The organism is Mesorhizobium sp. M0244 (assembly GCF_040321795.1).
Lineage (GTDB): Bacteria > Pseudomonadota > Alphaproteobacteria > Rhizobiales > Rhizobiaceae > Mesorhizobium.
The window spans coordinates 1-25801 of sequence record NZ_JAMYSE010000089.1 but is presented as its reverse complement, the minus strand read 5'-3'; the positions used below and the strand labels follow the sequence as shown (position 1 = coordinate 25801).

Genomic DNA, 25801 nt, shown 5'->3' with positions numbered 1-25801 from the left:
GTTCTAGGGTCAAACTCTACCAACTGGCTGCCGCCAATGGCCGAGATGGATGGTTTGTTGCTGTTCGCCTCGTCCACTGGAACGAGTAAGGTGCGTTGATTCCGGCCGCCTGGTTTTCGCAAAAGTCCGGATCAAAGCGACGGTTTTGCGTCTGCTTTTTGCACCGTCCCACAATAGGCAGTTTCGCGACCCCCGCAACCATGGCGGTTGCTGCGGCGCATTTCTGACCCAGCTTATGGGGCTATCCGCTTGCCCGGAATTCTGAGCCAGAGCGCATTGAGGTAATCTAAATGAGCCGAGCAGGAGGGGGACATGCACGTTGCTCGTGTTTATCTGCGGGTCAGTACGCAAGGGCAGGATCTCGATCGCCAGGAATCGATCATCGCTGAGGCGAGGGATGCCGGGTACTACATCGCCGGCGTCTACCGCGAGAAGGCATCCGGCGCTCGCGCCGACCGGCCGGAGCTGCTTCGTCCAATCGCGGACCTTCAGCCGGGGGAGGTTGTCGTTGCCGAGAAGATAGACCGCATCAGTCGTCTGCCTTTGCCTGAAGCTGAAAAGCTGATCGAAACAATTCGGAATAAGGGTGCTCGTCTTGCCGTACCTGGTGTGGTGGATCTTAGCGACATCGCGGCCAGCGCTGACGGCGTTGCCAAGATCGTGCTCGAGTCCATTCAGGAAATGTTGCTGAAGCTCGCCCTGCAAATGGCTCGAGACGACTTCGAGGATCGTCGCGAACGCCAGAGGCAAGGCATCGAATTGGCAAAGGCGGGCGGGAAATATGCCGGACGTCAAGCTGACCTGGTGACACACGAACGCATTATTGTCTTCCGGTCTGGCGGCAACAGTATCAGCAGGACGGCGAAGCTGACCGGCTGCAGCGAAGCGCAGGTGAAGCGCGTCTGGGCTCGACATCAGAAGGAAAGCGGGAGTTGTCGCAAAAGTTGAGTTCTGCGACTGTGCAAAAGTCAGTTGCAAAACCGTCGCTTTGATCGGGAGTTTTCGCGACAAGGGAAGGTCGCGAGAGGTGGTTTTCTTCCGCAGCTTCCCTCAATCGGAACGAGAAAGAAGCGCCACTTGCCGCCATTCATCGTTTGGCCAGTGAACTGTCGCTTTCGATGCACAGCGGTCGTTCCTGGCAACGCGCGCCGTTCGCGCGCTGGCGAGCAGCGGCCCTCGCCTTTCTTTGCACAAGGGTGTTCTATGGCTGCCCGAGAGGCTTTGCCTCCCCCGCCTCGCATTCCGACAATCGCACAGGTTTGGCGAGTTTCGCCAGCGCCTCGGGCTTGGCGCAAGCCGGAAAGCCGGCGAGCGGCATTGTTTCAATAAACCGGCTGCGCTCTTTAGTGCTCAAGCCGACTTCATTAATCATGCTCTCGACGGTCAGGTCCGGGTACTGCTTGAGAGTTTCCCTAACCGAAGCATTCGCCTCATCCATTCGACCCAGAGCCGCAAGGGAGCTGCTAAGCACCACCCACTTCCACTTGTCGTAGTTGTTAGGCGTCATGCGCTCCAGCATCTTCAACGCGTCCTCATATCGGCCGGCCATAAAATAGGCAGGGGGCGAAGAAGTTGGACGTCCACATCGGGTAGTTCGGGTCGAGCCGCATTACTTGGTCGACCATCTGAGCGCCGCGTTCGGGTTCATTGAAGCGTGCCGCATAGCCGGTATAGAATGTCAGGATTTCGGACGAACCAGGAGCAAGACGAAGGGCCGTGTCCAGCTCAGCCTTGGCGCGGGCGTTGTCGCCCTTCTGGCTGAGGCTCATACCAAACACGGCGTGTGCCTCAGCGTCACTTGGATCGAGCCGCACCGCGCGTTCGGCCACATCGGCAGCCGCCTTGATCTCGCTTTCGGGATTGATACCGAAGCCAGCCAATATACCATGAGCATGATAAAGTTCTACCCAGGCGCGGGCCAGCCCGGGGTCCAGCTCAACGGCGCGGTTGAGAAGCGCGATGGCCTCCTCCTCATCCGCTATGGTGATCTTTTCAATCTTCTCGGTCCCGAGCAGATAATAATCATAAGCATTCAGGTTTTCAGGTCGTTTACGTTTGGCCGCGGCCCGCCCGGCCGCCTGAATCAACCCTACGCCGCCGCCCAGACGGTTGGTGACTTTGCTCTGCGATCTCGGTCTGGACGGCGAAAACGTCCTCAGCGGGCCGGTCCCAACGATCCGACCAAAGATGGTTGCCGGTTTGTGCATCGATCAACTGCGCGGTGACCCGCACCCGCCCATTTTGCCGCTGGATAGAGCCTTCCAGTACGAAGCCGACATGGAGCGCACTTGCTACCTGGCGGGCATCCACCGGCTTGCCTTTGTAAACTTCCGTCGAATTCCGGGCCACGACCTCAAGTTCGGGAAACCGCGCGAGGTCGGTGATGATATCCTCAGTCAAGCCATCGGCCAAACGCCCGGTGGCCTCGTCGCCGCCATAATTATTGAAGGGCAGCACCGCGACCGACGGCTTGGCCCCCAGTGGCGCGGGCTGAAAGAACCACCAGGTCCCTCCACCCGCCAGAGCCAGCACCACGAGGGCCGCCGCAGCCGTCCTGGTCCAGCGCGGCATCGCCTTGCGAAAGGTCCAGCGCGCCCGCTTGCCATCGAGCCTCAGCCGGTACATCCGCACGGGGCGGTTGATATTCTTGACCTGCTGCTCGCCAACGAAATCGAGTGGCCAATCAAGCTTGCCCTGCAAATGGTCGTAGGCCGTACCTGACACCATTACCCCGCCCGGCTCGGCAAGCTGCTCTATGCGAGCGGCGATATTGACGCCGTCGCCATACACATCGCCATCAACCAGCGCCACATCGCCAAGATTTATCCCGATGCGGAACACAATCCGCTCATGCTCCGGCAATCCACCATTGCGAACGGCCACAGCTTTTTGAATTTCGGCCGCGCAGATCACCGCATCGACCACGCTGTCGAAGGCGACAAGCGCGCCATCGCCCATCAGCTTGACGACGCGGCCATGGCGCTGGGAGATGGTGGGATCAATCAACTCAGCGCGCATGGCCTTCAGTCGCGCGATGGTGCCGGCCTCATCAGCCTCCATCGCCTTCGAGTAGCCAACCATATCGGCCGCCAGGATCGCCAGCAGCTTCCGATTGAGAGGGGGAACCGCCATATGCGCCTCTTTATGGCACAACCCTACACCCATGGAAGCGTCGGAGCCAGAACGCGCCGTTGGCCGCGCGGTGAATGACCGCTCGTCAGCCGTTCCTGACTTTCGACCGGGTGCGGATGAACGTCTTCAACGGGTCAGATTTTCCCGTTCCTGAACCGGGAGGACGCGCCACAAACTGCCACTTGCTGGCCACGGCTGAACAGCCGAAGCCGGCCCCAAACGGGACCTTCGCCAAGGGCAAGCCAAATGAGCAACGTTGGCGCTCGGACTATGCGGTTGTCGGCGCACCCTCAGGTGAGCGCTTGCGATCTTTGCTCATACCCGAGAAGACTCCATAAATCTGCGTCACCGAACCCGGTGGATTGAAACTTCAGCGTCTAGCTCCAATGTTTGGAGAAGTGTCCTGGCGGCCCGTAGATCGGCTGTGTCGAAGTCCTCGATAAACCAAGATTGGACCGGCGAGAGGACTTCGAGGGCCTGAGCCCTATGTCCTCGCTCGGCGTGTAGCCGTGCAAGGCTTGTGACGGCGCGGAGCTCCCACGACTTCGCCTTTTGAGCCCGCGCGATCTCAACCGCTCTGCAGAACTCGATCTCTGCTTCCTTGACTGCGCCCCTTTGCCAGAGCAAGTCGCCGCGGAGGCGGTGAAGCTCCACCTCGTACGCTTTCTCGCCGTACTGGTCGACGGCCCGGAGTGCCTTCGAGAGTACGTCCATCGCCTCCCCGACTTTACCTGCCGACGCAAGCGCCCAGGCGAGGTGGCCGAGATGGGCCGTCCAAAGGATCCGAAAGTTGATCTTGTCCATGCCGGACATCCCGGCACGCATCAGTTCGAGTCCGTTGTGGTGTTCTCCATGGCGCACTTGCGCCAGGCCGCAGTAGAATTGTCCCCATGAGATGTATGATCTGAGGTCGTGCTCCATGCAGAACTCGAGGGCCTCATCGGCGTCGGCGCCGCCTGGCCGCGGCCCCTCCTGGAAGAAACCCCAAAGCACAGAGCCAAAGCTGAGGGAGAACCCGGTTGTCATTCCATGGTTGATCGCTCTCGCCCATTCCAGCGAGCGCACCGCTGCTTCAGTTGCCCGGTCGGGATGGCCAAGCGACCACAGCACCAAAGCCAGGACCGAGAGGGCCCAGACGGCATGGTCCTGTGAGTAGCGAAGGTCCGTGACGTTGCCTGATCCTGGCGCATAGAGCCTGACTGCTCGCTCGAGATGCGGCACGGCCTCCTCTAAGGATCCTGTCAACCAAAGCGCGATTCCGTTCATGCGGCTTGCGAAGGCAGCAGCTTCGGGGTCGTCATCGCTTTGCGCCAGCGCGAGCGATTGCCTGGCAATCTCCAGCGCGGACACCCAGTCGCCACGGACCGCGGGCACGGTCCAAGCGCCATACAGCACTGCCATTTGTTGCTTTGCGGGGACGGTCTCGTCCAGGAGCGCGCGTGCGCGGTTGTAGACCTTCAAAGTCTCGTCAGCCGCGTGTCCTTTCAGAGCCCTCGTCGTCGAGCCGAGCGCCATTTGTAGTGGTAATTCGCGACGGTTGCGCTCTTTACTTTCCGGCAACGTAACGAGCTGGCGGATCGCTCGCTCGAGATGCGCGGCCGCTTCTGCATTTGCAGAGCGCTCAAGGGCACGCTCGCCACCCTTGCGCGAGTAATCTATCGCAGCGTCGTCGAGGCCTGCCTCTGCGAAGTGATGGGCAAGAAGTTCGGGCTGTGAAGTTACGATTTCAGGGAAGCCTGCCTCGAGCACATGGCCGATTCTGGCGTGCAGATCCCGCCGCCGGGCGCGCAGGAGCGTGTTGTAGGCGGCGTCCTGCACAAGGGCATGCTTGAAGATGTAGCTGGCGTTCGGAGGCGTCCCGCGACGAAATACGAGGCCTGCCTCGGTGAGCTGGTCGAGTGCACCGGTCAGTTGAGCATCTGTACGGCGCGCAACTGCGGCAAGCAGTTCGTAGGAAAACTCGCGGCCGATCGCGGCGCCAATCTGCGCGATCTCTTTCACCGGAGCGAGGCGGTCGAGACGGGCCATGAGTGAAGCCTGCAGGCTGGCGGGAATCGCCAACGCCGGGAGCGGCTGATCGAGAACGAACTGTTCCTCCTCCTCTCGAAGCATCCCGCTCTCGACAAGCATGGAGGTCAGTTCCTCAGCGAACAGCGGTACTCCGTCGGTACGGTGAACGATGTGGCCTAGAATCTCAGGAGGCAATGGCTTGCCGCGTGTGACCCCTGCGATGAGTGCGCTCGTGTGGTGGGGCAGCAGCCTCGAGAGGGAGGTCGCTGAAACGGCAGGCTGGCCAATCCACGAGGGTTGAAACTCAGGCCGAAATGTCACGACGAGCAGGGCAGGAAGGCGAGCGATTTGCGACACCGCGCGATCGAGCACCTCAAGCGATGTCGCATCCGTCCAATGCGCATCCTCGAAGAGGACGAGCAGCGGTCGATCCCTTGTCAGCGCCTCGAACAGCCGAGGCCATAGCGAGAGCATCATCTCGCGCTTGCGCGGCGGATCGGCCGTGACCGGCGCGATGCTCTCATCGGCTATGCCGAGGAGGTCGGCCAGGAGGGAGAGCGTGTCAGGCGGTGCCGCGGGAAGGGCGCCGACCGAATTCTTCAGCTTATCGAGCCTGGCCGCCGGACGGTCATCCCGCGCAAAGTCTGCCCAACGCTCCAATTGCGCGATGAAGGGATACAGCATGCTGTCGCGGTGATGCGGTGAACAGAAGTAGCGCAAGGTCGTAAGCGGATCGTCGCCGACGTTATCCTGTATTGCAGCGATGAGGCGGGACTTGCCAATACCCGCTTCGCCGGAGACAAGCACGACCTGTCCTTCGCCGGCCTTGGCACGCTCCCAGCGGCGCCGCAATAGGCCGAGTTCCTCGTCGCGCCCTATCATTGGAGTGAGCCGCGTCGCGTGCAGTGCCTCGAAGCGACTGTTGATCGTGCTCAGCCCAGCCACTTCCCACGCCCGTACAGGGGTCGGAAGGCCCTTGACCTCAACAGCACCGAGATCACGCCACTCGAAAAGCTCGCCAACGAGCCTTCGCGTCGTATCGTCGCTCAGGACGCTTCCGGGCCTGGCCATTGCCTGGAGGCGGGCGGACAGGTTGGGCGTCTCACCCACCACCCCTCGCTCCTGTGCGCTGCCGTGGCCGATCAGATCGCCTACGACTACTATACCGGTTGCTATACCGACTCGCGCTGAGAGCCTAGTCTCTCGCCATTTAAGACGGCCGATCCGCTCCACGAGGGCGAGACCGGCCCGCAGTGCCCGTTCGGCATCTTCCTCGTGCGCGTGCGGATAGCCGAAATATACAAGAACGCCGTCGCCCATGTACTTGGCGACGAAACCGCCGAGTTTGGTGACTTCCTCAGTCACGGCGGCTTGGTAGTCGCCAATCACCTGGCGGAGATCCTCCGGATCGAGCTCCGCCGAAAGCGTCGTTGATCCGACCAGATCGCAAAACATGACTGTCAATTGGCGACGCTCAGCCACGTCGCCATCGGTGCCCTTACCCCGGTCGGGATTCTCCGACTGGGTGTAGTTGCCGCTCGAGACAGGTCTGTCCGCGAGCGTGGGCGCACCCCCCCCACCCCGTCGCCCGCGCCGGCCCCAGGGGGGCCCACCCCCGGGGGGGTTGTCTCGTCGGGGGTGGTGTGGCGGCTCCCGACGGTTGTGGCGCGTGGGGGGGCCCGCCCGGCAAGCGGCGGGCCCCGCGGGCCGACGAGGCTGACGCCGAGCTCCTTGAGATCTTCGGCAGTCAACTCGCGCAAGGTTTCAGCGTCGACCGCGTTGTCTTCAAAGGCAGCAGCGTATTGACCAAGTCCCAAGCTGCGCAGCCAGCTGCCAACATCCATGGGTCTCCCCCCATCGGAATCGTCACGGCAAGTTGTTTCAGTCTACCTCAATATGCTGCCGAGCGAGCGACAAAAACTCAGGATACTGCGGTCGTTTCGATCACGTCTTGAGCACTTGACAAAGCGCCGGGAGGATGGTCGCTGAAGTTGATCCTAACCGCCGGATTGAATGATCTAGTTGGGGTGATCGAACCATTTCGGAACGAGCGGTTTTTGACCCGCTGCGGACCTTCCTGAAACTCAATCGAAGGTCCACTTCGGGTCGAGGTCGTGTGAAAACGCGATTGCAGATTGCGTATGACGGGTGCTGTTTTGAGCGTGGCAGCGATGAGGCTGCTGGCGGGGCGTGGATCAGGCGGCGATTGCCGTCATCATCGCTACGTCAACGAACTTCTGGCCGAACGTGTGCCGGCCCCATTGCGGGAAGCTCTGCCCAATGGCCTCGACGCGGCTCAGCGGCACGCAATATCCGCCGCCGCTGCCAAACTCGAGGAACTTACGACCGCAACGATCCACGCCTTCTGCCAGACCATCATCTCAAGCTACGCGGTCGAGGCTGATATTGACCCAGGCGCGCAGATGCTGGATGCGGTCCAGGCCGCCGCTGCGTTTGACTCCGTATTCGAGCAATGGCTCAAACGGCGGCTCAACAGTCCGGAGCGGCCAAGCGATCCGATCGCAGTCTTGTCGCGCCAAGACCCCCGCCGCGTTGTCTCCACCCTTCAGGAACTGGCGCGCTTTCGTCTCAAGCATCGCGATGCGCGGGCGCTGCCTGCCGACTTCACCGGCCATCCGGACATCGATCTGGTCGAAGCGGTCGCGGATTTCCGGCGCTGGATAGTCGCTCAACCCGTCGAGCCCAAAACGCTCGAGCTGCTGGGCGAGCTCGAGACGCTGGCAAACTTTTACGCCGGCAGCTTTGAGACGCCGCCCGATTTTCCCCGGCTCTGGGCGCTCGCCCATCCGATTCGAGTTTCCTGCATGCGGAAGAACACATTCGATCTAATCAGGCCAAGACGGAAATCGGCCTGGGAGAAGGTCGCCGGCAAGAATCTGGGCGACCAGCTCAACGAGGAAGCTGGCCAACACTTCGACCGGGTCGACCACTGCTACCGAGTGGTGCTCGGCCGCATCGCCACGGCACTTGTTGCAAGTCTGTCCGATGAACTCGACGAGGTGCTTGACGACTACGCCGCGTTTAAACGCGCGGCCGCCGTCCTCGATTTCGACGATCTTCTGGAACGGGCGCAGGCTCTGGTCGGCGACCATGATGCCGTGCGCCGTGCTCTCGGGATCCGCTACCGCCATATCTTCGTGGACGAGTTCCAAGACACCGATCCCATCCAGTCAGAAATCCTATTTCTGATCGCCGCCGAAGACCGCGCGCCGCACTGGCAGGACAGCGTCTTGAAGCCTGGGGCGCTCTTCATGGTCGGCGACCCGAAACAGGCTATCTATCGGTTCCGCGGCGCGGATGTCGGATCTTATGCGCAGGCGCGTGCCGCAATCGAACGGCGGTGGCCGGACAACATCATTCAGATCACCGCGAATTTCCGCTCCCGACCGGACATTCTCACCCATGTTAACCGCTGTTTCGAGACGCCATTTTCTGGCGTCGGGCAACCTGGCTATGTGGCGCTCACGGCGACCATAGATCCCCCTACCCACGACCTTCCGTGTGCAGCCAGGATCACCGTCGACGTGCCGCCCAATTCGCGGTCAGAGCACATCCGCGATGCCGAGGCAGAGGTCGTCGCTGAACTCTGCATGCGGCTCATCGGCAATCTGCACGTTCGCGACGACGACGGCTTGATGGTTCCGCTCACCGCCGGCGGAATAGCCCTGCTTGCGCCGACAGGCACCGAACTCTGGCGCTTTGAACGCGCGCTGGAACAGCGCGGCCTGCCGATCGCGTCCCAAGCGGGCAAGGGCCTGTTCCGACGTCAGGAAGTGCAGGATATGCTCGCCTTGGCTCGTGTGCTCGCCGACGCCGGCGACACCTTGGCCTTCGGCGCACTGATGCGCGGCCCGCTAGTCGGCCTGACTGACGAGGAGCTCCTCGATGTCACGGCGTCGCTCCCCCAAGATCCCGATCGCCCAAACGCCATCCCGCGCTTCTCGCTGCTGACGGACCCAGTGACGTCACGCATCCGATCGCGCGGCGGACGCTTTCGGTCCTGCGGGACTTGAGAGCGAGAGCGCGAACGACGACACCGGCGTTGCTTTTGGCCGAGGCTGCCGAGCGGCTAGCCATTCGACCCATTCTCGCCGCGCGCGAAGGCGATCGCAGCGCCCGCGCGGCTGCGAACGTCGAAGCGTTCCTCGAAAGGGCGCGGCCTTACGGCGTCACAGGCCTCAAGCGATTCGTCCGTGACATCACCAAGGATTGGAAGCAGGGAGTTGCGGCGAGCGAGGGTCGGGTCGATGCAGAAGGCGATGCCATTGAAATCATCACCATTCACAGCGCGAAAGGGCTGGAATGGCCGGTGGTGATCCCGATCAACACAGCCACCTTGCTCCGCTCGCGCGAGCCGTTCGTGCATCGCGCATCGGATAATACGCTGCACTGGGTCATAGGCGACGTCGTCCCGCCCGATCTTCTGCTGGCGCTTGCGTCGGATGATGAAAGCCTTGCCCGCGAACGCGAGCGCCTCTGGTATGTCGCGTGCACTCGGGCTCGCGAACTCCTCATCGTTCCTGAGCTACCGCAGGCGGAGCAGAGGTCCTGGGCGCGAATTGTCCACCTGGCCCACCATGACCTACCGCTGCTGGATCTTTCGCGTTTTGCGCCGGCGGCACGCCCTGTGGTGGCTGATCCGCCAAACGGACAGACGCTGGAGATTTTCGAGGCGGAGCGCGCGGCCATCGCCGCCGCTTCAGTCCCGCTCAGATGGCTTCAGCCGAGCAACCAGGATCCCGATCGCATGCCTGTGACCGAGGCGATCGTGATCGATTCTGGCGAGGCGCCGGAGACGGAGCTGCCAATCGGCGCAGGACGTGTCCGAGGACTCGTCTTGCATAAGGTGATGGAGGAGGTCCTGACTGGCGAACTTGGTGAAGACCTTGCCGGGTTCGCCGATCGCGCCCGGGAGCTTATCGCAGAACTGGTGATCGATCGCGAAGACGAGGCCGGTCTTCCCGAACCCGACGAAATCGCCTCGACCGCCTGGCGAACCCTGGATCTTCCGGAGATCGCCGCCCTGCGACCGCGTCTCGTCCCAGAATGGCCGATCTACGCCTTGCTCGCCGATGCAAGCGAACCCACAGCGCTTGCCGGACGGATTTGATGCCGTCGCATTAGACGACGGTCGCGCCGCGGTCGTTCTCGACTGGAAAAGCGACATCGCGCCGACGCAGGAGGACATGCGAATTCACGCAGGTCAACTCGAGGACTACCTGCGAACAACCGGGGCTCGCCGCGGCGCGTTGGTCTATATGACCCTCGGCACTGTGCGATGGGTGCAGCCTGGTGACCGCGCCGATTGAAACGCATGATGTCGAATTCACGCATTTGACCCGAAGCGGACACTCATGGGTGGGCAAGCATCAGCCGCTCTGCCCCACAACCAGACCTCGCGAGCAGATCTCCGGACAATCGCCCAGGCGGTCGAATTCGGTTTTGACCTTAGATGGCAGCTTAGCTCGGCCCGCTCGTCGGCCCAGGACCTGCTAGTTAGCCTATCGATGTGCGGTGACCTAGAGAATAGCAGCAGCTTCGCGGATGACCGAGGTTTCTAAGCCTTCAGCGATCTCGCTAATCCGAAGCTGACTCCGCCATTCAGCTCGGAGCTCCTGGCCCGAACCTTTTGAGAGCTTGACCAACTCGGTTGCAGCACGAACCGCCAACCAACGCGCGCCCTGGCTTATCGCAGTATCACAGGCTTTGGTTAGGACTTCCATCCCTCGGGTCACATCCACCTTGGCGACCAAGCAACCCTGAATACGTTCGACTTCAGCCTGCGCCCATCTCTCGTCGGTCTTGTCCATCGCCTCGACAGCATTCTCGATCGCCATGAGACCCTCATCGATCCATCGATGCTGGAGGCAAATGTCCGCCATCGACGAATAGAAGTGTGGCAAGTGCAGCTCCGAGCCAGTCGAGCGCCATCGGTTAATGCCATCTCGCAGCATTCTGAGCCCTTCGTCGGGCAGGTCGCTGCCGATGGCCCAGCCGAGCAGAGTGCGAGCACCGCCGGACCAGGATGCCAGTCTGCGGTCGTCAGCTAAAATGAGCATCCGTTCAGCGATCGCACGGCACTCGGCCGGCTCATTGCGGAGACGTCGGGCAAGAGCGAGGTTCATGAGGATAAATGCCAGATTGAGCGGATGATCGAGCCGCTCCGCGGATTCAACGCTTGACGCGCAATTGGCGAGCCCGGTATCGACCCGCCCTCCCAAGACCTGCGCGATGCCTAGATAGCTGCGACAAATCGAGGGGGCGTCCTCTCCATATCTTACGACATCGAAATCCCTATCGGAGGTCGCCCAGGCGTTGATTCCAGCCTCGGCTTCCCGTGCAGCATCCCCAATGGCGCCGAGATAGAAATAGGACGTGGCGAGCGCCCGATGTGCCAACGTCGTTTCCTCAACGTTTTCTCCGCCCGAGGTTTCGGCAAGGAGTTGCTTGGCCAGGTTTCGACTCCGGTGAAGGTCAGGCCGGTCAAGGTAGAAGTTCCAAAGGGAGCGCCGGACAAAAAAGAGGTTGGAGCTGAGGCCCGTGGATATACAAAGCTCTTCGGCGCGAAGAAAGTTCGCTTCAACCTTCTCCGACGCATATCCAGCCGACGCGTTCAGCGGGACGCCCATTTCAATCCGGATTCCGAGTTCAAGCTCATTTGCATCGCCCGAGTGAGTGACCTCTTCTAAAGCGTCCAGGGCGCTCGTGAAATGCGCGACTGCCTCCGCATTGGCAGATCGCGCGGCGGCGGCGCGCCCAGCTTGGAGGAAGCATTCAGCTGCCTCGCGATACCGCCTTGCCGCTATTAGGTGATGTGCAACCAGCTCCGGTTCGACCGTCAACTCCAAGCCGAGTTTGTCCGCCAGCCTGCTGTGTATGTCCTGGCGCACCGACTTCAACATGCTGTGATAGGCAGCATCGCGAACGAGCGCGTGCTTGAACGTATATCGTGCGTCCGACCCCCTTCCGCGGCGGAAGACGAGCTCGGCATCCACAAGCTTATCGAGTGCCTCTTCCAACTCGACAGCGCTGAGCCGCGTGACCGATCCAAGGAGGTCCTGGCGGAATTCGCGGCCGATGCATGCCGCCATTTGCGCAACTTCCTTGACCGGCTGCAATCGGTCGAGGCGAGCCATCAGCGAATCGTGCAGCGTTAGCGGAATGTCGAGATCTGCCGACCTGGCATGGTCTTCCTCGAAGACGGCGACGCGATCGAATTGGTGGGTTTCGAGAACACTCTTTGTCAGCTCTTCGATGAACAGCGGCACACCATCAGTCGTGGCGATAATCTTGTTTACAATGGTGGGTGGTAATCGAATATCGCCAGCGAGCTTCTCGATAAAAGCCGTGGTCTGTTCACGGCCAAGGCGATTAAGCGCCAATTTGGTCACTATGGGATGTCCGCCAAAACCGTGTTCGAAGCTGGGTCTTGTGGTCACCATCATCATGACCCGAGCGTTCTGAATCCGGTCGACGCATTGATCCAACAATTCGAGCGTTGTCGCATCAATCCAGTGGATGTCCTCGATCACGAACAGCAAAGGCCGCCTTGCTGCAGCGCCAAGGATGTCATCCACTAATCCGTCAAGCGTGCGCGCTCGCAGTTGCTGCGGATTTAGGCCCGCCAGAGCATCGCTCTCGTAGCATTTAAGATCGATCAGGGAGGCAAATATGGGCAGCAACGGATTCGCTAGGCCTTTGGTGCGCTGGAGCTTTCTGAGCTTCTCCCCATCGTCGTCGGCTTCTTCAATACCGATAGCGCGGCGAAGGTGCTGAACAGCAGGATAGAGCGGCGAGCCGGAGTAGTATGGGGAGCACTGATAGCTCACCCGCGCAGGGTTCTCTTGAGAGACTGTGTCTATCAAGGCACGGGTGATGCGAGATTTGCCGATGCCTGCCTCGCCGCTAAGCAGGACGAGCTGTCCTTCACCTCTCTTCGCTTGCCCCCAACGTTCAAGAGCGAGGCCGAGTTCGAGGTCTCTTCCGATCATGAGTTGAGGCGCGCTCGAGAGGCGCGCGTCATAGCGTATCTCGACGGCCCGTTCCCCAACCACCACAAACGGTGAGACAGGGACTGAAATTCCCTTCAGTTCTAGCGGACCCAGGCTCTCGACCGCGAATACTCCGCCGAGCAACTTTCTCGTGCTCTCGGAGACCACAACACACCCCGGCTGGGCCAGGGCCTGTAGCCGGGCGGCGAGATTGGGGGTTTCGCCAACAACGGCTTCTTCTCGTGCGGACCCCGTTCCGATAACGTCTCCGACGACACACAGTCCCGTGGCAATGCCCGCTCTGGCTGCGAGCGGCACTTGCGCGGGAGTACGCAAGTTAGCGACAGCTGTCACTATGGAGCGTCCAGAGCGGACTGCCCGCTCGGCATCCTCCTCGTGGGCGTGTGGCCAGCCGAAGTAGCAAAGGACGCCGTCGCCCATGTATTTGGCGACATAGCCGTCATAGCGGGCGACCTCTGCGGCGACCAACGATTGATACGCGATTATGACGGAGCGTAAATCCTCGGGATCGAGCGTCGACGCTAGGGCGGTCGATCCCGTGAGGTCGACGAACATGACCGTGAGGTGCCGCCTTTCGGCCTCATTCGCTTCGCGCTTTGGCGCTGCACCGTGGTGAGCATTCCGCTTAGCCTCTTCGCTCGCCGGGAGTGGTTGGTCCGCCTGATGCGAGAGCTCAGCGATGGCGGTCAGGATCTTTTTCCGGTGACCAACAGATTTTACGCCAAGCTCCCTAAGGTCATCGTCGGAGAGCTTAGGTAGAATTGCCGGATCAATGTCGTTGTCAATGAATGCGTCGGCATACTGCTCAAGGCCCAAGCCTTGCAGCCATGAAGCGATCTTCTTGCCGCCCTGCTGATGATCCATCGAGACAGTCAAACGCAGATACTCAAATTGTCAATCCGACCGCCTAAGAATGCGTCGCCCTTTGTGGTCAGGCGCGGACGAGCTTCGTCCGCGCTGCACCAAAATGCTCACAATCCGATTGCCCGGGCTAACGTCAGCTCCTGGCGCGTTGTGCCGGTTCGGAACCGGGTGGACCTGGGAGAGGATCGTCAATCAACCTTGGGTCTGTTACATAAGAGTGCAGTGTGGAACTCAACGGCGGCTCATTGGTTTTGCGGGTTCAGCTCGTGGAAAAGGTCCGTCGGCCTTCCATGAATGCGGATTTCCGCATCGCCTACCTCGATTTGGTCGATGACCGCCGGACAGGCGAGGCGGACCGTATCTCGCCCGAGAGCACATTCGCGCATAATTTCGACGAACGCGGTGATCTTTTCATCCGCACTGAGAAACCTTGCATTTGACGGATACAGTGGTGCTACGCTTGCGGAGCCCCCGGGGTGTCTCCACGCGGAGATATCGTAGTGAGCCGATGCTATTGCGCAAGTTTCGCTGCACTCCGGGTGGCTATATCGCCCAAGACAGCATGAAGAAGTGTTCCAACTTCCTGTTCCGCGAGCCCGGGTGCAATTCCTGATTCGGACAGTTGAACGAGAATTGTCTTGGCGGTACTGCGCCAGAAGGCATTCGCGTCCTCCCCGTTCTTGGATTCCAGGACTCGCGCGATACCTTCGACCAACTTCCGCCGCCGATGCAGCGGAAACGCGCTTATGTTTGAATCACACATCGTTCACCTCATCCTTCAGTCCCGCGAATAAGCATTGGCGGGCTAAAAAATTTGGTTAACAGCGCTTTTTGACAGTGGTCAGCAATGGAATAAAGCGTCCGCTAGGCTGGGTGGACGGTGCCGCGAACAGCCACTGGACGCGGCGGCATGGGCGAGTTTGAGTTCCTGTTCAAGAAGTCCGTCGAAAATGATAGGCGGCGGGGGGATCGCGCAGGGAACGATGCGGTACAGCCGATCAGGCCATCTTAGGGCAGGCAGGCTCTAGCGCCGGCAGTGGTGGAATTCACTCACCGAGGCTGAGCGCGCGGATTCGGCACTGCCCGCCGCGCCTTGGGCAGCATATAAACGTCAAGGGCGGCTCGATCTACAACCTGCTGAGGGAATCCACTAAACCGCCAGTGACTTCCGCCGTGATCGCAGCTGTAAAATTCAAACGACCGGATTCGGACCTCAATGGGCCTTCCGCCAGAGAAATTGAAGGCTAACCCCTGACCCCTAGCCGAGGTACGTCTGCCGCGAGGTGGAGGGCAGCTTTGCGCCGCATGCCGGACGCTTTGGATTGAAATGTTGGCACCCAGAAGCGGACGAGGGTGCGGAAGATCAAGGCGGGGTGGGCAGGCGATCGCTGTTCAAGGCGACTTGGCCAAAACCGCAGATATCGAAGCCATGGTGGTCGAGGTGGTGGCGAGATTTGGGCCGATCGATATTTTGGTCAACAACGCCGCAGTGTTCGACTTCAAAGCGCTGCCCGATATCGATGAGGCGCACATTCATCACATCTTCAACACCAATGTGCTCGGCCTACTGACCACCACCAGGGTTGCCGTTGCAAACTTCAACCCCGAAGGCGGTAGCGTGGTCAACATCAGCTCCCTATCCGCCTTGGGGAATGCGCCCGGTGGCGCCGTCTATTCCGCGTCCAAAGCCGCGGTGAACGCCATAACGAAGGTGCTGGCTCTCGAACTCGCCGAACGGAAAATCCGGGTGAATGCCATCATGCCGGGCTACATCGATACGGAAGGCGCGCGGGCAATCGGTTTGAAGGGCAGCGAGCAGGAAGCGCACCTCATTGCCGCGACGCCCTTGGAAAAGCGACCCGGCCGACCTTCCGATCTGAGTCCGGTCGCCATCTTCCTGGCCTCCCGCGCGTCGGCCTGGATGACGGGGGAAGTCCTCACCGTGTCAGGAGGACAACGTTGAACGGCTCGCAACGGACGTCTGCGATCCGAGTGCGAGCTTGGCAGCGGACAGTTCACAAACGGCCAAATTTCGGTTGTTCAATGATACCCGTCGCGATGGCCGCTTCTGGTGCATCCTTCCTTTTCGAGAAACCGGAAGAATTGACCCCCAGCGGAGGTTCGCTCGCCCTCGGTTGGCTTCACACCCATGACTCTGAGCGGACGCTCTCTCCGTCAGACCGAAGGGCAATTCTGGACTGCTGACAACAGGACGTCGGGATCAGGACGCGTAAGGATTTGTCGGTGTCTTCTGGAACCGAAGCGACGACGAGCTTAGCTGTGCCGATTCGCTCTAGGGAAAAAAACATATGGTTAGTGAAATATATCCTGGAAAATTTCCTTTGATGCGTGGGAGTTGATTTGCTGCAATACAATAGGAATGCTAGGATATTTAGCCGCCAATATTTTGGCTGATTAGCGACCAGCCTGCCAAAACGTAGGGCGCGTTTCGTCCGCCGCGAAGTCCATCTCGGATTAGCGGGCGCGAATTCGCGTTACCGGATATGTGCACATCCAGAAGAGCATCAAGAGGTTCGGCGGCATAGTTGCGGCCCCGTGCCTCAAATCCCGCTTGCATGCATGAACAGCCACCACCGGCACCGGCAGGGCGCGTGGCGTTGAAGATAACGCAACGCATCCAAAACCCAAGGAGATCGTCATGGACGATATTCAGGAGCGCGGCGAAGCCGCAATCGCGACCCCGGCAGCGTGAGGGGTAGACTTGAAGCTCGAGGTCGTGGTCATTCCCGTTTCGGATGTCGACCGCGCCAAGCACTTCTATGGCGGCTTGGGTTGGCGACTGGACGCCGACATCACAGGCGACGAATTTCATGTAATCCAGTTTACGCCTCCGGGCTCCCCGTGTTCGACAGTTTTCGGCTCAGGGGTCACACCGGGGCTCTATGCCCGGATCGAGCTCGATGTCCTCGAACACGTTGGCGAGCTCGTCGTGTCGGACATCGGGGCAGCGCGCGCCGAACTCGCCGATCGCGGTGTCGACGTGAGCGAGGTGTACCACTATGCCGGCCGTGAAGGCCGTGTCAGCGGACCGGACCCTGAGCGGCGCAGCTACACCTCATACGCCACATTCAGCGATCCAGATGGAAACCAATGGCTGTTGCAGGAAGTCACCCAACGCTTTCCAGGGCGTGTCGACGCCGACAACACCACATTCGCCTCGTCGACCGAGCTCGCAGCGGCGTTCCGGCGTGCGTCTGTGGCCCATGGCGAGCACGAGAAGCGGACCGGCGGCCAGCGTGATGAGAATTGGCCGGACTGGTACGCTGCGTACATGGTAGCGGAGCAGGCGGGCAAGGAGCTGCCGCTATGAGGATTGGCTTGCGACGTCATTTGATATGGTAGCATCGACGCAATAGTGACTCTCTGATCGAGGAGCCAGCGCCCTCGGCGGCTCGATCGAAGTGCAGGGCGTGCGCATCCCCGGCACCGACCACCGCGGCGCCGATCCTGACGCTGAAGGGTGGCGCCCAATTGCCGTTGGAGTTCCGGCCAGGCCGAACTCGTCAAACTGCGACGACGCGGCCTGGGTGGCCGATCCCGCCCGTGTGCTGCCCGGTCAGGTGATAGCTCTCAAATCGACAATTACCTTCGTGGCCAATTTTTCCGATACTTTGTTTTCCGGACCGCCGTTGTTGCCTACTCGAACAGCAATAACGCGGGGAGACACACTACCGGGATAGAACCGGGTAGACAGCATGCCGAAACGGAACGCAAGAACGGGTGCATAAGATGACGCGTCAGCACCTTTTTATTAGCTAATGCTAATAACAGGCGTATAATTGCTTCAACATGTGGCCGAAGCGGCAATCGGAAAAGGGAATGCCGCGGCGCCAAGCCCCTGCCGCGTTCGTCCTTGCGGCCCTTTCGTCGTTAGGATTCTTGGTTCCCTCGAGCGCACATGATGCCCCGTCCGGATGGAGCTATCCGCCGGCCTGCTGTCACGGCGACGCCGAACATGGCGAGTGTCAGCGAATCCCAAACGGCGCGGTTCATGTTCGTCCCGGTGGCTGGGTTGTGATCCTGAGGCCCGGGGATCATCGGAAGATCACGCGTCAACAGCGATATTTCATTCCATATGGTGATGAGATTCCGTCGCAGGATGGCGACTATCATATTTGCCTCCATCCGACCCAAGAGCATGAGAACTGTTTTCTTGTCCCGCCTGACTCGATATGATCCGGGAGCCACGCGCGAGCTGCGGCTGAGACGCGGATAGCGCCGCGCCCAGTGCCGCCCGACGGCTACCGCCACCACTGTGAACCGGCGCCAAACCGTGACCCCTGCCCCAATGTGGGTGAACCGTTTGATTTATTCCGCTTTTCTTGACCCAGGAAAGGGTCACGACCGGCGCCGGTGTCGACCCTCTTTCAGCGCCCGATATGAGCGCGATATCAATAGCATACGGGCGATTTGCGTGGGGTCATGGTTCGGCGCCGAGTCACAGCGAGGTCGCGGCGAACGATCTTTGGATTTCGTGGCGTCAAATCGGTACGAGAGCTAATCTGATCCCACAGGGGGGCCCGGCCACGGGCTGTTCGTATAGCTGCAAACATTACCCACGAATGGAATCATGTCCTGGGTCATTTACACCCAGACCGAAGCGGAGCTGTGGAAGCACATCGAGTTGCATGCCGCACTCGCGCATCAGCCGGGACTTAGGGCAGAGGGATCGGCTTGTCGCTTAGCGTACGCAAATAGGCAATCAGATTAACACGCTCGGTCTCGTCGGGAACGCCGGAAATTTCCATGAGGACACCGGGCGTGGTGAGGACGGGATCATAGAGAAAGGTGTTCAGATCCTCGTAAGTCCACGCGCCCTCCCAATCCCGCAAAGTCTTGGAATAATTGAATTCCGGCACCGATGCCTTGTCGCGGCCGACGACCTCCCACAAGTTCGGACCAGTCTTGCGGCCCTTGCCTGGTTCGTTGTTGTGACACCCGTCGCAATTTCCGCCGAAATAAATCCGGCCCTTCTCGACATCGGCCGCAGCCAACTTTGTGGCAATCGGTGCGGGCTTAGGCAGCATGACGCCATGCGCCATGAGATAGTCGGATATCTCGGAATATTCGTAAAATCTGGCGAGATGGATCGGTGTCCGGGCGAAGGAGTCCGCTGTTCGGGCGTTCACATCAGCGCCCGCTTCGACCAGCGCCGTGACGCAGTCGAGGCAGCCATGCTTGACGGCCACATGAAGGGGGGTCTGCTTCCCCGCGGTCGAGTTCGGATTTGCGCCATGCACCAACAGCAGCGTGATAAATTCAAGCCGGTTTCTAGCGGCCGCCGCCATCAGGGGCGGCCCCCCAATCTTCGACCCGGCGTTGACGTCTGCGCCGCGCTCGATCAGCAATTCGGTCGCTTCAAGATGCTGCCTATTGACCGCGTAAAAGAGCGGCGTTGCAATACCGTCAAAGTCGTTGACGTTTGCCCCCGCATCCAGCGCCGCCGCGATGGCCGCGATGTCGCCCTTCTTGGCGGCGTCGTGAATGGCTGCCGCCTGGGATGTCAGCGGGATCAAACAGAAACAAATCAACAACAGCATTCCAGCGCGCATCAGTTGCCTCCCCCTACCGAAACTCCCGCCCATCCCATTTGAGCGTCGCCGCTTCGCCCCCATGTGGCGTGCATTCGGATTTCCGGGACCTGCCCTTCGCCGACGCTTACGCCCACCCCGAGCATTTCAGTCTTGAGCTCCAGAAGCGAGCCCCGCCGCACATAGATGTTCACCGCGCATATCTGCGCGCCGCAAAAACTGCTCCGGCTCGTTGACGCGCCTGCTGAACAGCTTATGCCCTCGTGGCTTGTGATGAGATCCGCCTTGCCCTCGCCGGTAAGATCGCGCTCGATCACGGAGCCGGGGGCAATCTCTCCCACATTGCCCTCGCAAGCCGAAGCGATCTGTTCGGCGATCAGGTAATTCGCGGCGTTGGGGTAGGCTGCGGCCGGCGCTGTGGCGGCAGCAAGAAGGGTGGCGAGGAAAATTGACCGGAGCATCGCGCTCTTCCCTGCAGCCACCATAACCCAACTTGGATTTCACCAAAAGGCAATGGGGCTCTTGTTCGGCAGGTTAAGCTGGTTGCGGGGGCAGGATTTGAACCTGCTACCTTCAGGTTATGGGACGCACGGAAAGTGACGCTGCTGCTGTGTGGCGGGACCTCGCTCTCGGTGTGGCCGCTTTCGGGCAATGGCAAAGGTTCTCAGTACGTCCGAGATGCAAATGTCCCCAACGACATCTAGGACGCGCTGATTTCCGCTTCTTGAAAGTTTGTTGTCATGATAATTTTCAGTCTCCTCGCTGAAGAATATGTAGACATGTCAGTCAAACCGGCGGGGGATGGGGAGGATAGGATGAAACTGTTATCGCTTGTTGTCGCAGCTACGTTTTCACTTGCTATGTCCGCTTGGGCCGAGGATCTACCAAGCAGCGCGAAGAAAGCATCTATGGAAGAATTTAAGACTTTTGCTAATGGGAAAAAGGTAAATGTAATAATATATGACGCTGGAGCTGATATAACTGCCACTCTCGTCTGGAACTGGAAGAAAAAACAGATCATTGGCGAAGCTTTGGTGAACAACAAAACTAAGATAAAGGTCAAAGTTCCATTGACTTTCGACGGTGAAAAGGCCTGTTCTGAAGACCAAGGTAAACCAGTTTGTCATTTTATCTACATTGACAACGACAAATTTTACGAGGTGCGCGACGACGGCAAAGTCCACGCGACTTCAACGTTGGTTCAATGAGACGGACTATGTCCGAATGATTTGGTCGGCGTTTGCACGGATCCGCAAATGCCGGCCCTATTCAGTACGCTTGTCAAGGCTTACGACACCTGCACACTCGCCTCCGACTCGAGAAAACTCACCGCTTCCTTTCGCACCTTGAAGCCTGCCAGTGATATGGTTTTGCCTTGGCGCACCATCGTCATCGACGAAACTTAAATAGATATCGAACGCCCCGTCGGCGGTGATTGTTCCGGCCAAAGGCACCATCGCGGAAATTTCCGTTCCATCGATAAAGATTGTCGTTGACTGTTCAGTGTAATCGCAGGCGGAATTACGTGCGCGCCGCGTCAGTGCCCACGCGCCATCAAAAGCCTTTACCTTGACCGGAGCGCAGACACGTTCTGGGATATTCTTGATTGCGCGCAACACCTCTTTCGTCGGCTCCAGGCTCGCAAGCTTCAATCCCCGCTGCTCGGCAAAGGCTTGAAGAGCCTTCCGACTTCCCGGTCCCCATTTGCCGTCTGCTTGTCCGACAAGGCAGCCGACCCGCGTTAGCTCTGTTTGCGTTGCCTTTGTCAACGCGCGCGGATCAGCCAAAGCTTGCGTCACATCTACATCAGAATGAGCTTCTGCAACCTCTACGCCGTCGATGGAAATCGAGGGGGCTTTGCCACGATCTGTTGCTGCCTGTTCGATCTCGTCGATCTTCAAGCTGGCTAACGCCGCAAAGACGCCGCTTGGATACTGTCTGAGATAGGCCTCAAAGAAGCGCTTGTCCGTCTTTTCCTTGATGGTCTCCCAATAGGCGACTTCTACGTCCCCTCCTTTCGCATCCGTCGTGACAGCGGTGTTTTCGGACAACGGTTGCAAAATGACGTCGCCCGTCAGCGAGGAGTTGTCCCATGGCACTTGCTTACCGTCGGTTGCTTCAAGCACATCCCTACGGACGTTGATCAGGTCGCGGGAGATGTCCTGGCCAGGCGTACCAAGATTCTTCAGCAGCGCAGATGTGAACGGCGAGTTCCTTCCCTCGCCGTCCAGCGCAACGTTCCCGGGCTGCGTTGCAAAGGCTATGAGCGACCCAACGCCCGTGCCTAGCCTTGCCAACCCCCGACCGACCGACCCTGATCGCGTACTCATCGAGCGCCCAAGGTTCTGTGAAAAAGGACTGTCCCGACAAGCATCCAAAAACACCAGGTTGACCTTCGTGGTTCGCTCCATGGCCGACAAGACGAGGTCCATGGGCACGGCTTCGAAGTCGAGGTCGTTATATGTGAATAGCCGCGCATCAACGGGAGCCATGTAGTTGGTGCCGTTCACCTGGACGCCATGGCCGGCATAGAAGAGAAGCGCCATGTCGGCACCATCCAGCTTGCCGATGAAATCTCGAACCGTGCCGCGCATCCCGCTCAGATCGAGGTCCTCGCCTGCAACCACCTCAAAGCCCAACGCCTGCAGTTTTGCGGTCATATCCACCGCATCATTTTTTGGATTGGAAAGTGGAACTGCGTATCTATAGGCAGAATTACCGATGACCAGCGCGACGCGCCGTTCTGCCCACGCTTGGGCGCTCAGCGAAACTAGAAGAAGCGCAATGGCGAAGCGAAGCGCCATCATGGCTGTATATCCTTAGTCTCGGCTCATTCAGCGGGTTCACCAGTCGATAGACTGGACAAAACCGGAGCAGTCTTGCGAGACTGAGCCCGGTGCTTCGCGGTGTCAAGTCCAACGGACAGTCCAACGGACTTAGCGAAGGGCCTACCGCTAGCCCTCACTTCGCCAGCGGTCTATGCTGTGTAGATTCACGCCGATAGACACCGAAACGGATTGCACGCAGCTTGGCCGTCTTCACGCCGATCGGAAAGGTTCAAAAAGGGCGCCTTCTCACATCGCTCGGATTCTTTTTCATTCTGGGAGCCTGCATTGCCACATTCTCTCCCTCCGGCGAGAAACTGCTGCGCGACGTCTTGATGACGACCATCTCGCCCTTCGTCGCGCCCCCGACAGACATCGTGATCGTAACGATCACAGAGCAGACCTTGGAAAGATTTCCCTATAGATCGCCGCTGGATCGGGGTGCCTTGGCCGACCTCGTGCAGAGAATCGATAAAGCTCATCCGAGAACAATAGGCATTGACTTGCTTTTCGATCAGCCAACCGAGGCGGAAAAGGATCGGCGCCTGGCTGAGGTTATCGAGGCGGCCGAAAGTCCCGTAATTGTCGCATCTGCATCACACGAGGACGACCTTACCGACAAGCAACTGTCGTACCTTAGTCGCTTCGCGCCAAGCGCCATCCGCGGACTGGCGGCCCTGTCTCATGATAGGGTCGACGGGGTTGTGCGGGAAGAATTTCCAGGGCGCGTGGTGAATGGCAACTGGCAACCTAGCTTTGCATCAGCGCTCGCGCAGACCGCCGGCATATCGGCATCGCAAGCTGCGGAGAAGATGGTCTACTATCGGGCTACAGGCATTCATCCGGCACGATTTACAATATATCCGGCACACGCCGCCGCTTTCGCGCCCCCGGCTTGGTTCGCCGGGAAGTTCGTTTTGATCGGCGTTGACCTCCCGCTGCAGGATCGTCATGCAACCCCCTTTGCCGTGCTGAACGGCTCTGTTGCCGGAGCGCTGCCGGGTGTCGTTATTCATGCCAATGCGCTGGCGAGATTGATCAAGGGCGACAAAATCATTACGCCAGAGGCGGTGGCGGCGTTTGCGCCCTTCGTTCTCGCGACGGCGCTCTGCATCTGGGTCGCTTGGCTCCGCATATCAGTGCTGGTGAAACCTGTGGTCATCATCGGCGCAGTCGTTTCGGTTTTGATCTTAGAAGCAACCGCGTTTGCCAAGGCCGGAATTCTGTTACCTATGGTCGCGCCGTCGATGCTGCTGCTAGGGCTCTCCGGATTCGTCGCAATTCTGGCATGGCACCGGGACTCGAAAGAAAGGCGTTTCGTCCAGAACGCGTTCTCTCAGTATCTCAGCCCGGCAGTCGTGGCAGAGCTAGTCAGCAAGCCGGCGTCGCTGCGCCTCGGCGGATCCGAACGCTTGATAACGTGCGTGTTCACCGACCTTGAAGGATTCACCAGTTTGGGCGAACGGACGGAACCAGAGGTATTTGCTAAGGTTCTGAATGAATACCTCGAGGCGGTTTGTGGTCTCTTCATTGAACATGGCGCCACGATAGACAAACTAATAGGCGATGCAGTCATTGGTTTTTTTGGCGCACCGGGTGTGCAGGAGGACCAAGCCGAAAGGGCCCTAAAACTAACGCTTGCTACCGTCGCGATGTCTCGAAGATTTCGGACAGATCTAAAGTCTAGAGGCCATGACGTTGGCGTCACTCGTATCGGCGTCCATCGAGGACCGGCAGTTGTCGGAAATTTTGGGGGCAATCGATTCTTCAACTACACGGCCATGGGCGATACGGTGAACACCGCTGCCAGGCTCGAAGGCGCGAACAAGTTTCTAGGTACCGTGAACTGCATCAGCGAGGAGGTGGCGAACTCTTCCGATGACTACCTGCTTCGGCGGTCCGGTGTGTTGTGTCTGAAAGGCAAGACTGAGTGGATTTCAGCCTTCGAGTTGCTGGAGGAGGGGCGTATGAATCGCGAGATGGTGGAGGCTTACTCGCAAGCTTATTTGCTGATGTCCGCGCGCGACAAGACTGCCGCTGCTGCGTTTGCATCGCTGGCCATTCAATATCCCAACGATGGCCTCGTTGCTTATCACCTTGGGAGATTGAAGCAGGGTGAGGCTGGCGATAGGATCTATCTTGAAGGCAAGTAAAACAAGCGTATGGTTGAACGCGCGTCATGTATCGGCAACCCAAAATCATTTTCCTACTGGCTGCGGCTATGGCAGCAATTGGTTCTTGCTCGAGCGCTCTTGCGGCCAGCGAGTATGTCGTTGTCGCTGTCGATCCTCCCGCGGACAGCCCTCAGCTCGGCAAACTGTTCAAACTGGGCGACCTCGTGCATATCGAGGGTGGATCGACTGTCACTTTGATGGGTGACGATGGCTCGGTCACTGCGTTGCCGGGACCTGCGGATATTGTGGTGACTGACGACGCATCGGGTTCTGGATCAACGTCTAACGGGGCGGCAGGCGCTTCTTCGAGTTTGACTGCGATTTCGGATCTATTGGGGAATGCCGCTGGTCAGCTCCAAACCATAGGTGGATCTCGTGGCGTTTCCGACACGACGGCCGCCACCTTGGAACCTTGGATGGTGCCGGTCGAAAATGGTCTGACAGGCTGCGTTTATGATCTCAAACTGGAGCTTTGGCGCCCACCGGGGCACCGGGCGGATGTTTCTGTTGGCTATAATGAAGAGTCGCTGGCGACAAGCTTGGTCTGGGACAAGGACACCCCAATTTTGGCAATTCCCGGAAACGTGCCACCGGATCTTCGATCCGTTGGGTTGGTGATCGACGATAAGTCGTTTCGAATGCCTATCGTGCATTTGCCCACCGGCTTCAGCCCGTCGGATCATGTGGGACTGTATGCCTGGATGATAGGAAGCGGTTGTCTTCTTCAGGCATCCGCACTGATCCGGAACTTGGCTAACCGATAGACCACCAGGGGTGGTCACTTCACGGCGCACTGGAAGCGGTAGAGGCGCGCCTTCGCGTCAACCACCGCCATATCGAGGCAACTTCTCGATGGCGCGCTAAGGAAAGCGATCGCCTTGCGCCCAGCGGGGACGCCGACTGAAAGTTTGCGGCGCACGAATTTATTGCTTTCGTTGACGTAGACTTGGACGGTTGCCGAATAGCGGCTGAAGTAGATACGCAAGTGGCAAAACGTCGTGCTGTGTTGGCAAGGCTATGCTGGGATCAGGTGGTCCGTCCAGAATAGTTCTTCCTGCAGAACCGGCGATCTCGAGATGCCACCGACCCTCCGCATGCCCCCTCGAAACGCTGGAAGAGGGATGGTGCGTCGCACAAAAATATTGCAATGCACTATAAATGCCGTAACGTCAGTTTCGTAAATGAACGAGACGGCTTTTGTGAAAGGCCGT

The 25801-nt window shown here is 59.4% G+C and carries 17 protein-coding genes and 1 pseudogene; 10 read left to right on the top strand and 8 right to left on the bottom strand.

The window, feature by feature from the left end:
- The first annotated feature begins 312 nt into the window (after positions 1 to 312).
- Positions 313 to 948 (top strand): recombinase family protein, encoded by a 636-nt coding sequence (locus NKJ08_RS31615; protein ID WP_352531778.1) that lies wholly within the window; start codon positions 313 to 315, stop codon positions 946 to 948.
- Between the two features lie 253 nt (positions 949 to 1201).
- Here NKJ08_RS31615 and NKJ08_RS31610 read toward each other — a convergent pair.
- The 3 genes and pseudogenes from NKJ08_RS31610 to NKJ08_RS31600 all read right to left on the bottom strand — a co-directional run bounded on the left by NKJ08_RS31610 (position 1202) and on the right by NKJ08_RS31600 (position 6986).
- Positions 1202 to 3132, bottom strand: a pseudogene (locus NKJ08_RS31610) (adenylate/guanylate cyclase domain-containing protein).
- 345 nt (positions 3133 to 3477) lie between these two features.
- Positions 3478 to 6624, bottom strand: a complete 3147-nt coding sequence (locus tag NKJ08_RS31605) for an ATP-binding protein (RefSeq protein WP_352785001.1) — start codon at positions 6622 to 6624, stop codon at positions 3478 to 3480.
- Positions 6603 to 6986, bottom strand: coding sequence for an SAM domain-containing protein (locus tag NKJ08_RS31600; RefSeq protein WP_352784999.1), 384 nt, complete (start codon positions 6984 to 6986; stop codon positions 6603 to 6605). Before NKJ08_RS31600 ends, NKJ08_RS31605 begins: the two co-directional genes overlap by 22 nt.
- Before the next feature lie 297 nt (positions 6987 to 7283).
- Here NKJ08_RS31600 and NKJ08_RS31595 point away from each other — a divergent pair, with 297 nt between their 5' ends.
- From NKJ08_RS31595 to NKJ08_RS31585, 3 genes are read left to right on the top strand one after another with little or no spacing between them, the layout of a single operon-like run.
- Positions 7284 to 9176, top strand: coding sequence for a UvrD-helicase domain-containing protein (locus tag NKJ08_RS31595; RefSeq protein ID WP_352784997.1), 1893 nt, complete (start codon positions 7284 to 7286; stop codon positions 9174 to 9176).
- Positions 9173 to 10273, top strand: coding sequence for a 3'-5' exonuclease (locus NKJ08_RS31590; RefSeq protein ID WP_352784994.1), 1101 nt, complete (start codon positions 9173 to 9175; stop codon positions 10271 to 10273). The genes NKJ08_RS31595 and NKJ08_RS31590 overlap by 4 nt, the downstream gene beginning before the upstream one ends.
- Positions 10257 to 10472, top strand: a complete 216-nt coding sequence (locus NKJ08_RS31585; protein ID WP_352785004.1) for a hypothetical protein — start codon at positions 10257 to 10259, stop codon at positions 10470 to 10472. Before NKJ08_RS31590 ends, NKJ08_RS31585 begins: the two co-directional genes overlap by 17 nt.
- Before the next feature lie 210 nt (positions 10473 to 10682).
- Here the strand turns inward: NKJ08_RS31585 and NKJ08_RS31580 are convergent, their stop codons facing one another.
- Positions 10683 to 14039 carry an AAA family ATPase gene (locus NKJ08_RS31580; protein WP_352780028.1) on the bottom strand — a complete coding sequence of 1119 codons (3357 nt, stop codon included), beginning with the start codon at positions 14037 to 14039 and terminating at the stop codon, positions 10683 to 10685.
- A gap of 224 nt (positions 14040 to 14263) precedes the next feature.
- Between NKJ08_RS31580 and NKJ08_RS31575 the strand changes: the two genes are divergently transcribed.
- Complete coding sequence (locus NKJ08_RS31575) at positions 14264 to 14479, top strand: hypothetical protein (protein ID WP_352784990.1); 216 nt, start codon at positions 14264 to 14266, stop codon at positions 14477 to 14479.
- A gap of 71 nt (positions 14480 to 14550) precedes the next feature.
- Here the strand turns inward: NKJ08_RS31575 and NKJ08_RS31570 are convergent, their stop codons facing one another.
- Complete coding sequence (locus NKJ08_RS31570) at positions 14551 to 14802, bottom strand: DUF6074 family protein (protein WP_352531748.1); 252 nt, start codon at positions 14800 to 14802, stop codon at positions 14551 to 14553.
- A gap of 564 nt (positions 14803 to 15366) precedes the next feature.
- Between NKJ08_RS31570 and NKJ08_RS31565 the strand changes: the two genes are divergently transcribed.
- Both NKJ08_RS31565 and NKJ08_RS31560 read left to right on the top strand, forming a co-directional pair.
- The gene (locus tag NKJ08_RS31565; protein WP_352780639.1) at positions 15367 to 16002 is read left to right on the top strand and encodes an SDR family NAD(P)-dependent oxidoreductase; all 636 of its coding nucleotides are present in this window, start codon (positions 15367 to 15369) and stop codon (positions 16000 to 16002) included.
- A gap of 759 nt (positions 16003 to 16761) precedes the next feature.
- Positions 16762 to 17370, top strand: coding sequence for a VOC family protein (locus NKJ08_RS31560; protein ID WP_352780640.1), 609 nt, complete (start codon positions 16762 to 16764; stop codon positions 17368 to 17370).
- A 1345-nt stretch (positions 17371 to 18715) separates the two neighbouring features.
- On the opposite strand, the gene NKJ08_RS31555 is transcribed toward NKJ08_RS31560, so the two are convergent.
- Both NKJ08_RS31555 and NKJ08_RS31550 read right to left on the bottom strand, forming a co-directional pair.
- A complete protein-coding gene (locus tag NKJ08_RS31555; protein WP_352780642.1) occupies positions 18716 to 19675 on the bottom strand; it encodes an ankyrin repeat domain-containing protein in 960 nt (319 codons plus the stop codon).
- Positions 19612 to 20076, bottom strand: coding sequence for a hypothetical protein (locus NKJ08_RS31550; protein WP_352780644.1), 465 nt, complete (start codon positions 20074 to 20076; stop codon positions 19612 to 19614). The genes NKJ08_RS31555 and NKJ08_RS31550 overlap by 64 nt, the downstream gene beginning before the upstream one ends.
- A gap of 330 nt (positions 20077 to 20406) precedes the next feature.
- Between NKJ08_RS31550 and NKJ08_RS31545 the strand changes: the two genes are divergently transcribed.
- Positions 20407 to 20799 (top strand): hypothetical protein, encoded by a 393-nt coding sequence (locus NKJ08_RS31545; RefSeq protein WP_352531738.1) that lies wholly within the window; start codon positions 20407 to 20409, stop codon positions 20797 to 20799.
- A gap of 57 nt (positions 20800 to 20856) precedes the next feature.
- Here NKJ08_RS31545 and NKJ08_RS31540 read toward each other — a convergent pair whose 3' ends face one another.
- Positions 20857 to 22398 carry a caspase family protein gene (locus NKJ08_RS31540; RefSeq protein WP_352784985.1) on the bottom strand — a complete coding sequence of 514 codons (1542 nt, stop codon included), beginning with the start codon at positions 22396 to 22398 and terminating at the stop codon, positions 20857 to 20859.
- A 221-nt stretch (positions 22399 to 22619) separates the two neighbouring features.
- Between NKJ08_RS31540 and NKJ08_RS31535 the strand changes: the two genes are divergently transcribed.
- Both NKJ08_RS31535 and NKJ08_RS31530 read left to right on the top strand, forming a co-directional pair.
- The gene (locus NKJ08_RS31535; RefSeq protein WP_352780648.1) at positions 22620 to 24569 is read left to right on the top strand and encodes a CHASE2 domain-containing protein; all 1950 of its coding nucleotides are present in this window, start codon (positions 22620 to 22622) and stop codon (positions 24567 to 24569) included.
- 26 nt (positions 24570 to 24595) lie between these two features.
- The gene (locus NKJ08_RS31530; RefSeq protein WP_352780651.1) at positions 24596 to 25354 is read left to right on the top strand and encodes a hypothetical protein; all 759 of its coding nucleotides are present in this window, start codon (positions 24596 to 24598) and stop codon (positions 25352 to 25354) included.
- The last annotated feature ends 447 nt before the right edge of the window (positions 25355 to 25801 follow it).

Bases quoted from the DNA above. Each gene is read 5' to 3' on its own strand.
- NKJ08_RS31615 (WP_352531778.1), top strand. From the start codon at position 313: ATGCACGTTGCTCGTGTTTATCTGCGGGTCAGTACGCAAGGGCAGGAT.
- NKJ08_RS31600 (WP_352784999.1), bottom strand. From the start codon at position 6,986: ATGGATGTTGGCAGCTGGCTGCGCAGCTTGGGACTTGGTCAATACGCT.
- NKJ08_RS31595 (WP_352784997.1), top strand. From the start codon at position 7,284: ATGACGGGTGCTGTTTTGAGCGTGGCAGCGATGAGGCTGCTGGCGGGG.
- NKJ08_RS31580 (WP_352780028.1), bottom strand. From the start codon at position 14,039: ATGGATCATCAGCAGGGCGGCAAGAAGATCGCTTCATGGCTGCAAGGC.
- NKJ08_RS31570 (WP_352531748.1), bottom strand. From the start codon at position 14,802: ATGTGTGATTCAAACATAAGCGCGTTTCCGCTGCATCGGCGGCGGAAG.
- NKJ08_RS31565 (WP_352780639.1), top strand. From the start codon at position 15,367: ATGTTGGCACCCAGAAGCGGACGAGGGTGCGGAAGATCAAGGCGGGGT.
- NKJ08_RS31555 (WP_352780642.1), bottom strand. From the start codon at position 19,675: ATGGGGGCGAAGCGGCGACGCTCAAATGGGATGGGCGGGAGTTTCGGT.
- NKJ08_RS31550 (WP_352780644.1), bottom strand. From the start codon at position 20,076: ATGGTGGCTGCAGGGAAGAGCGCGATGCTCCGGTCAATTTTCCTCGCC.
- NKJ08_RS31545 (WP_352531738.1), top strand. From the start codon at position 20,407: ATGAAACTGTTATCGCTTGTTGTCGCAGCTACGTTTTCACTTGCTATG.
- NKJ08_RS31540 (WP_352784985.1), bottom strand. From the start codon at position 22,398: ATGATGGCGCTTCGCTTCGCCATTGCGCTTCTTCTAGTTTCGCTGAGC.
- NKJ08_RS31530 (WP_352780651.1), top strand. From the start codon at position 24,596: ATGTATCGGCAACCCAAAATCATTTTCCTACTGGCTGCGGCTATGGCA.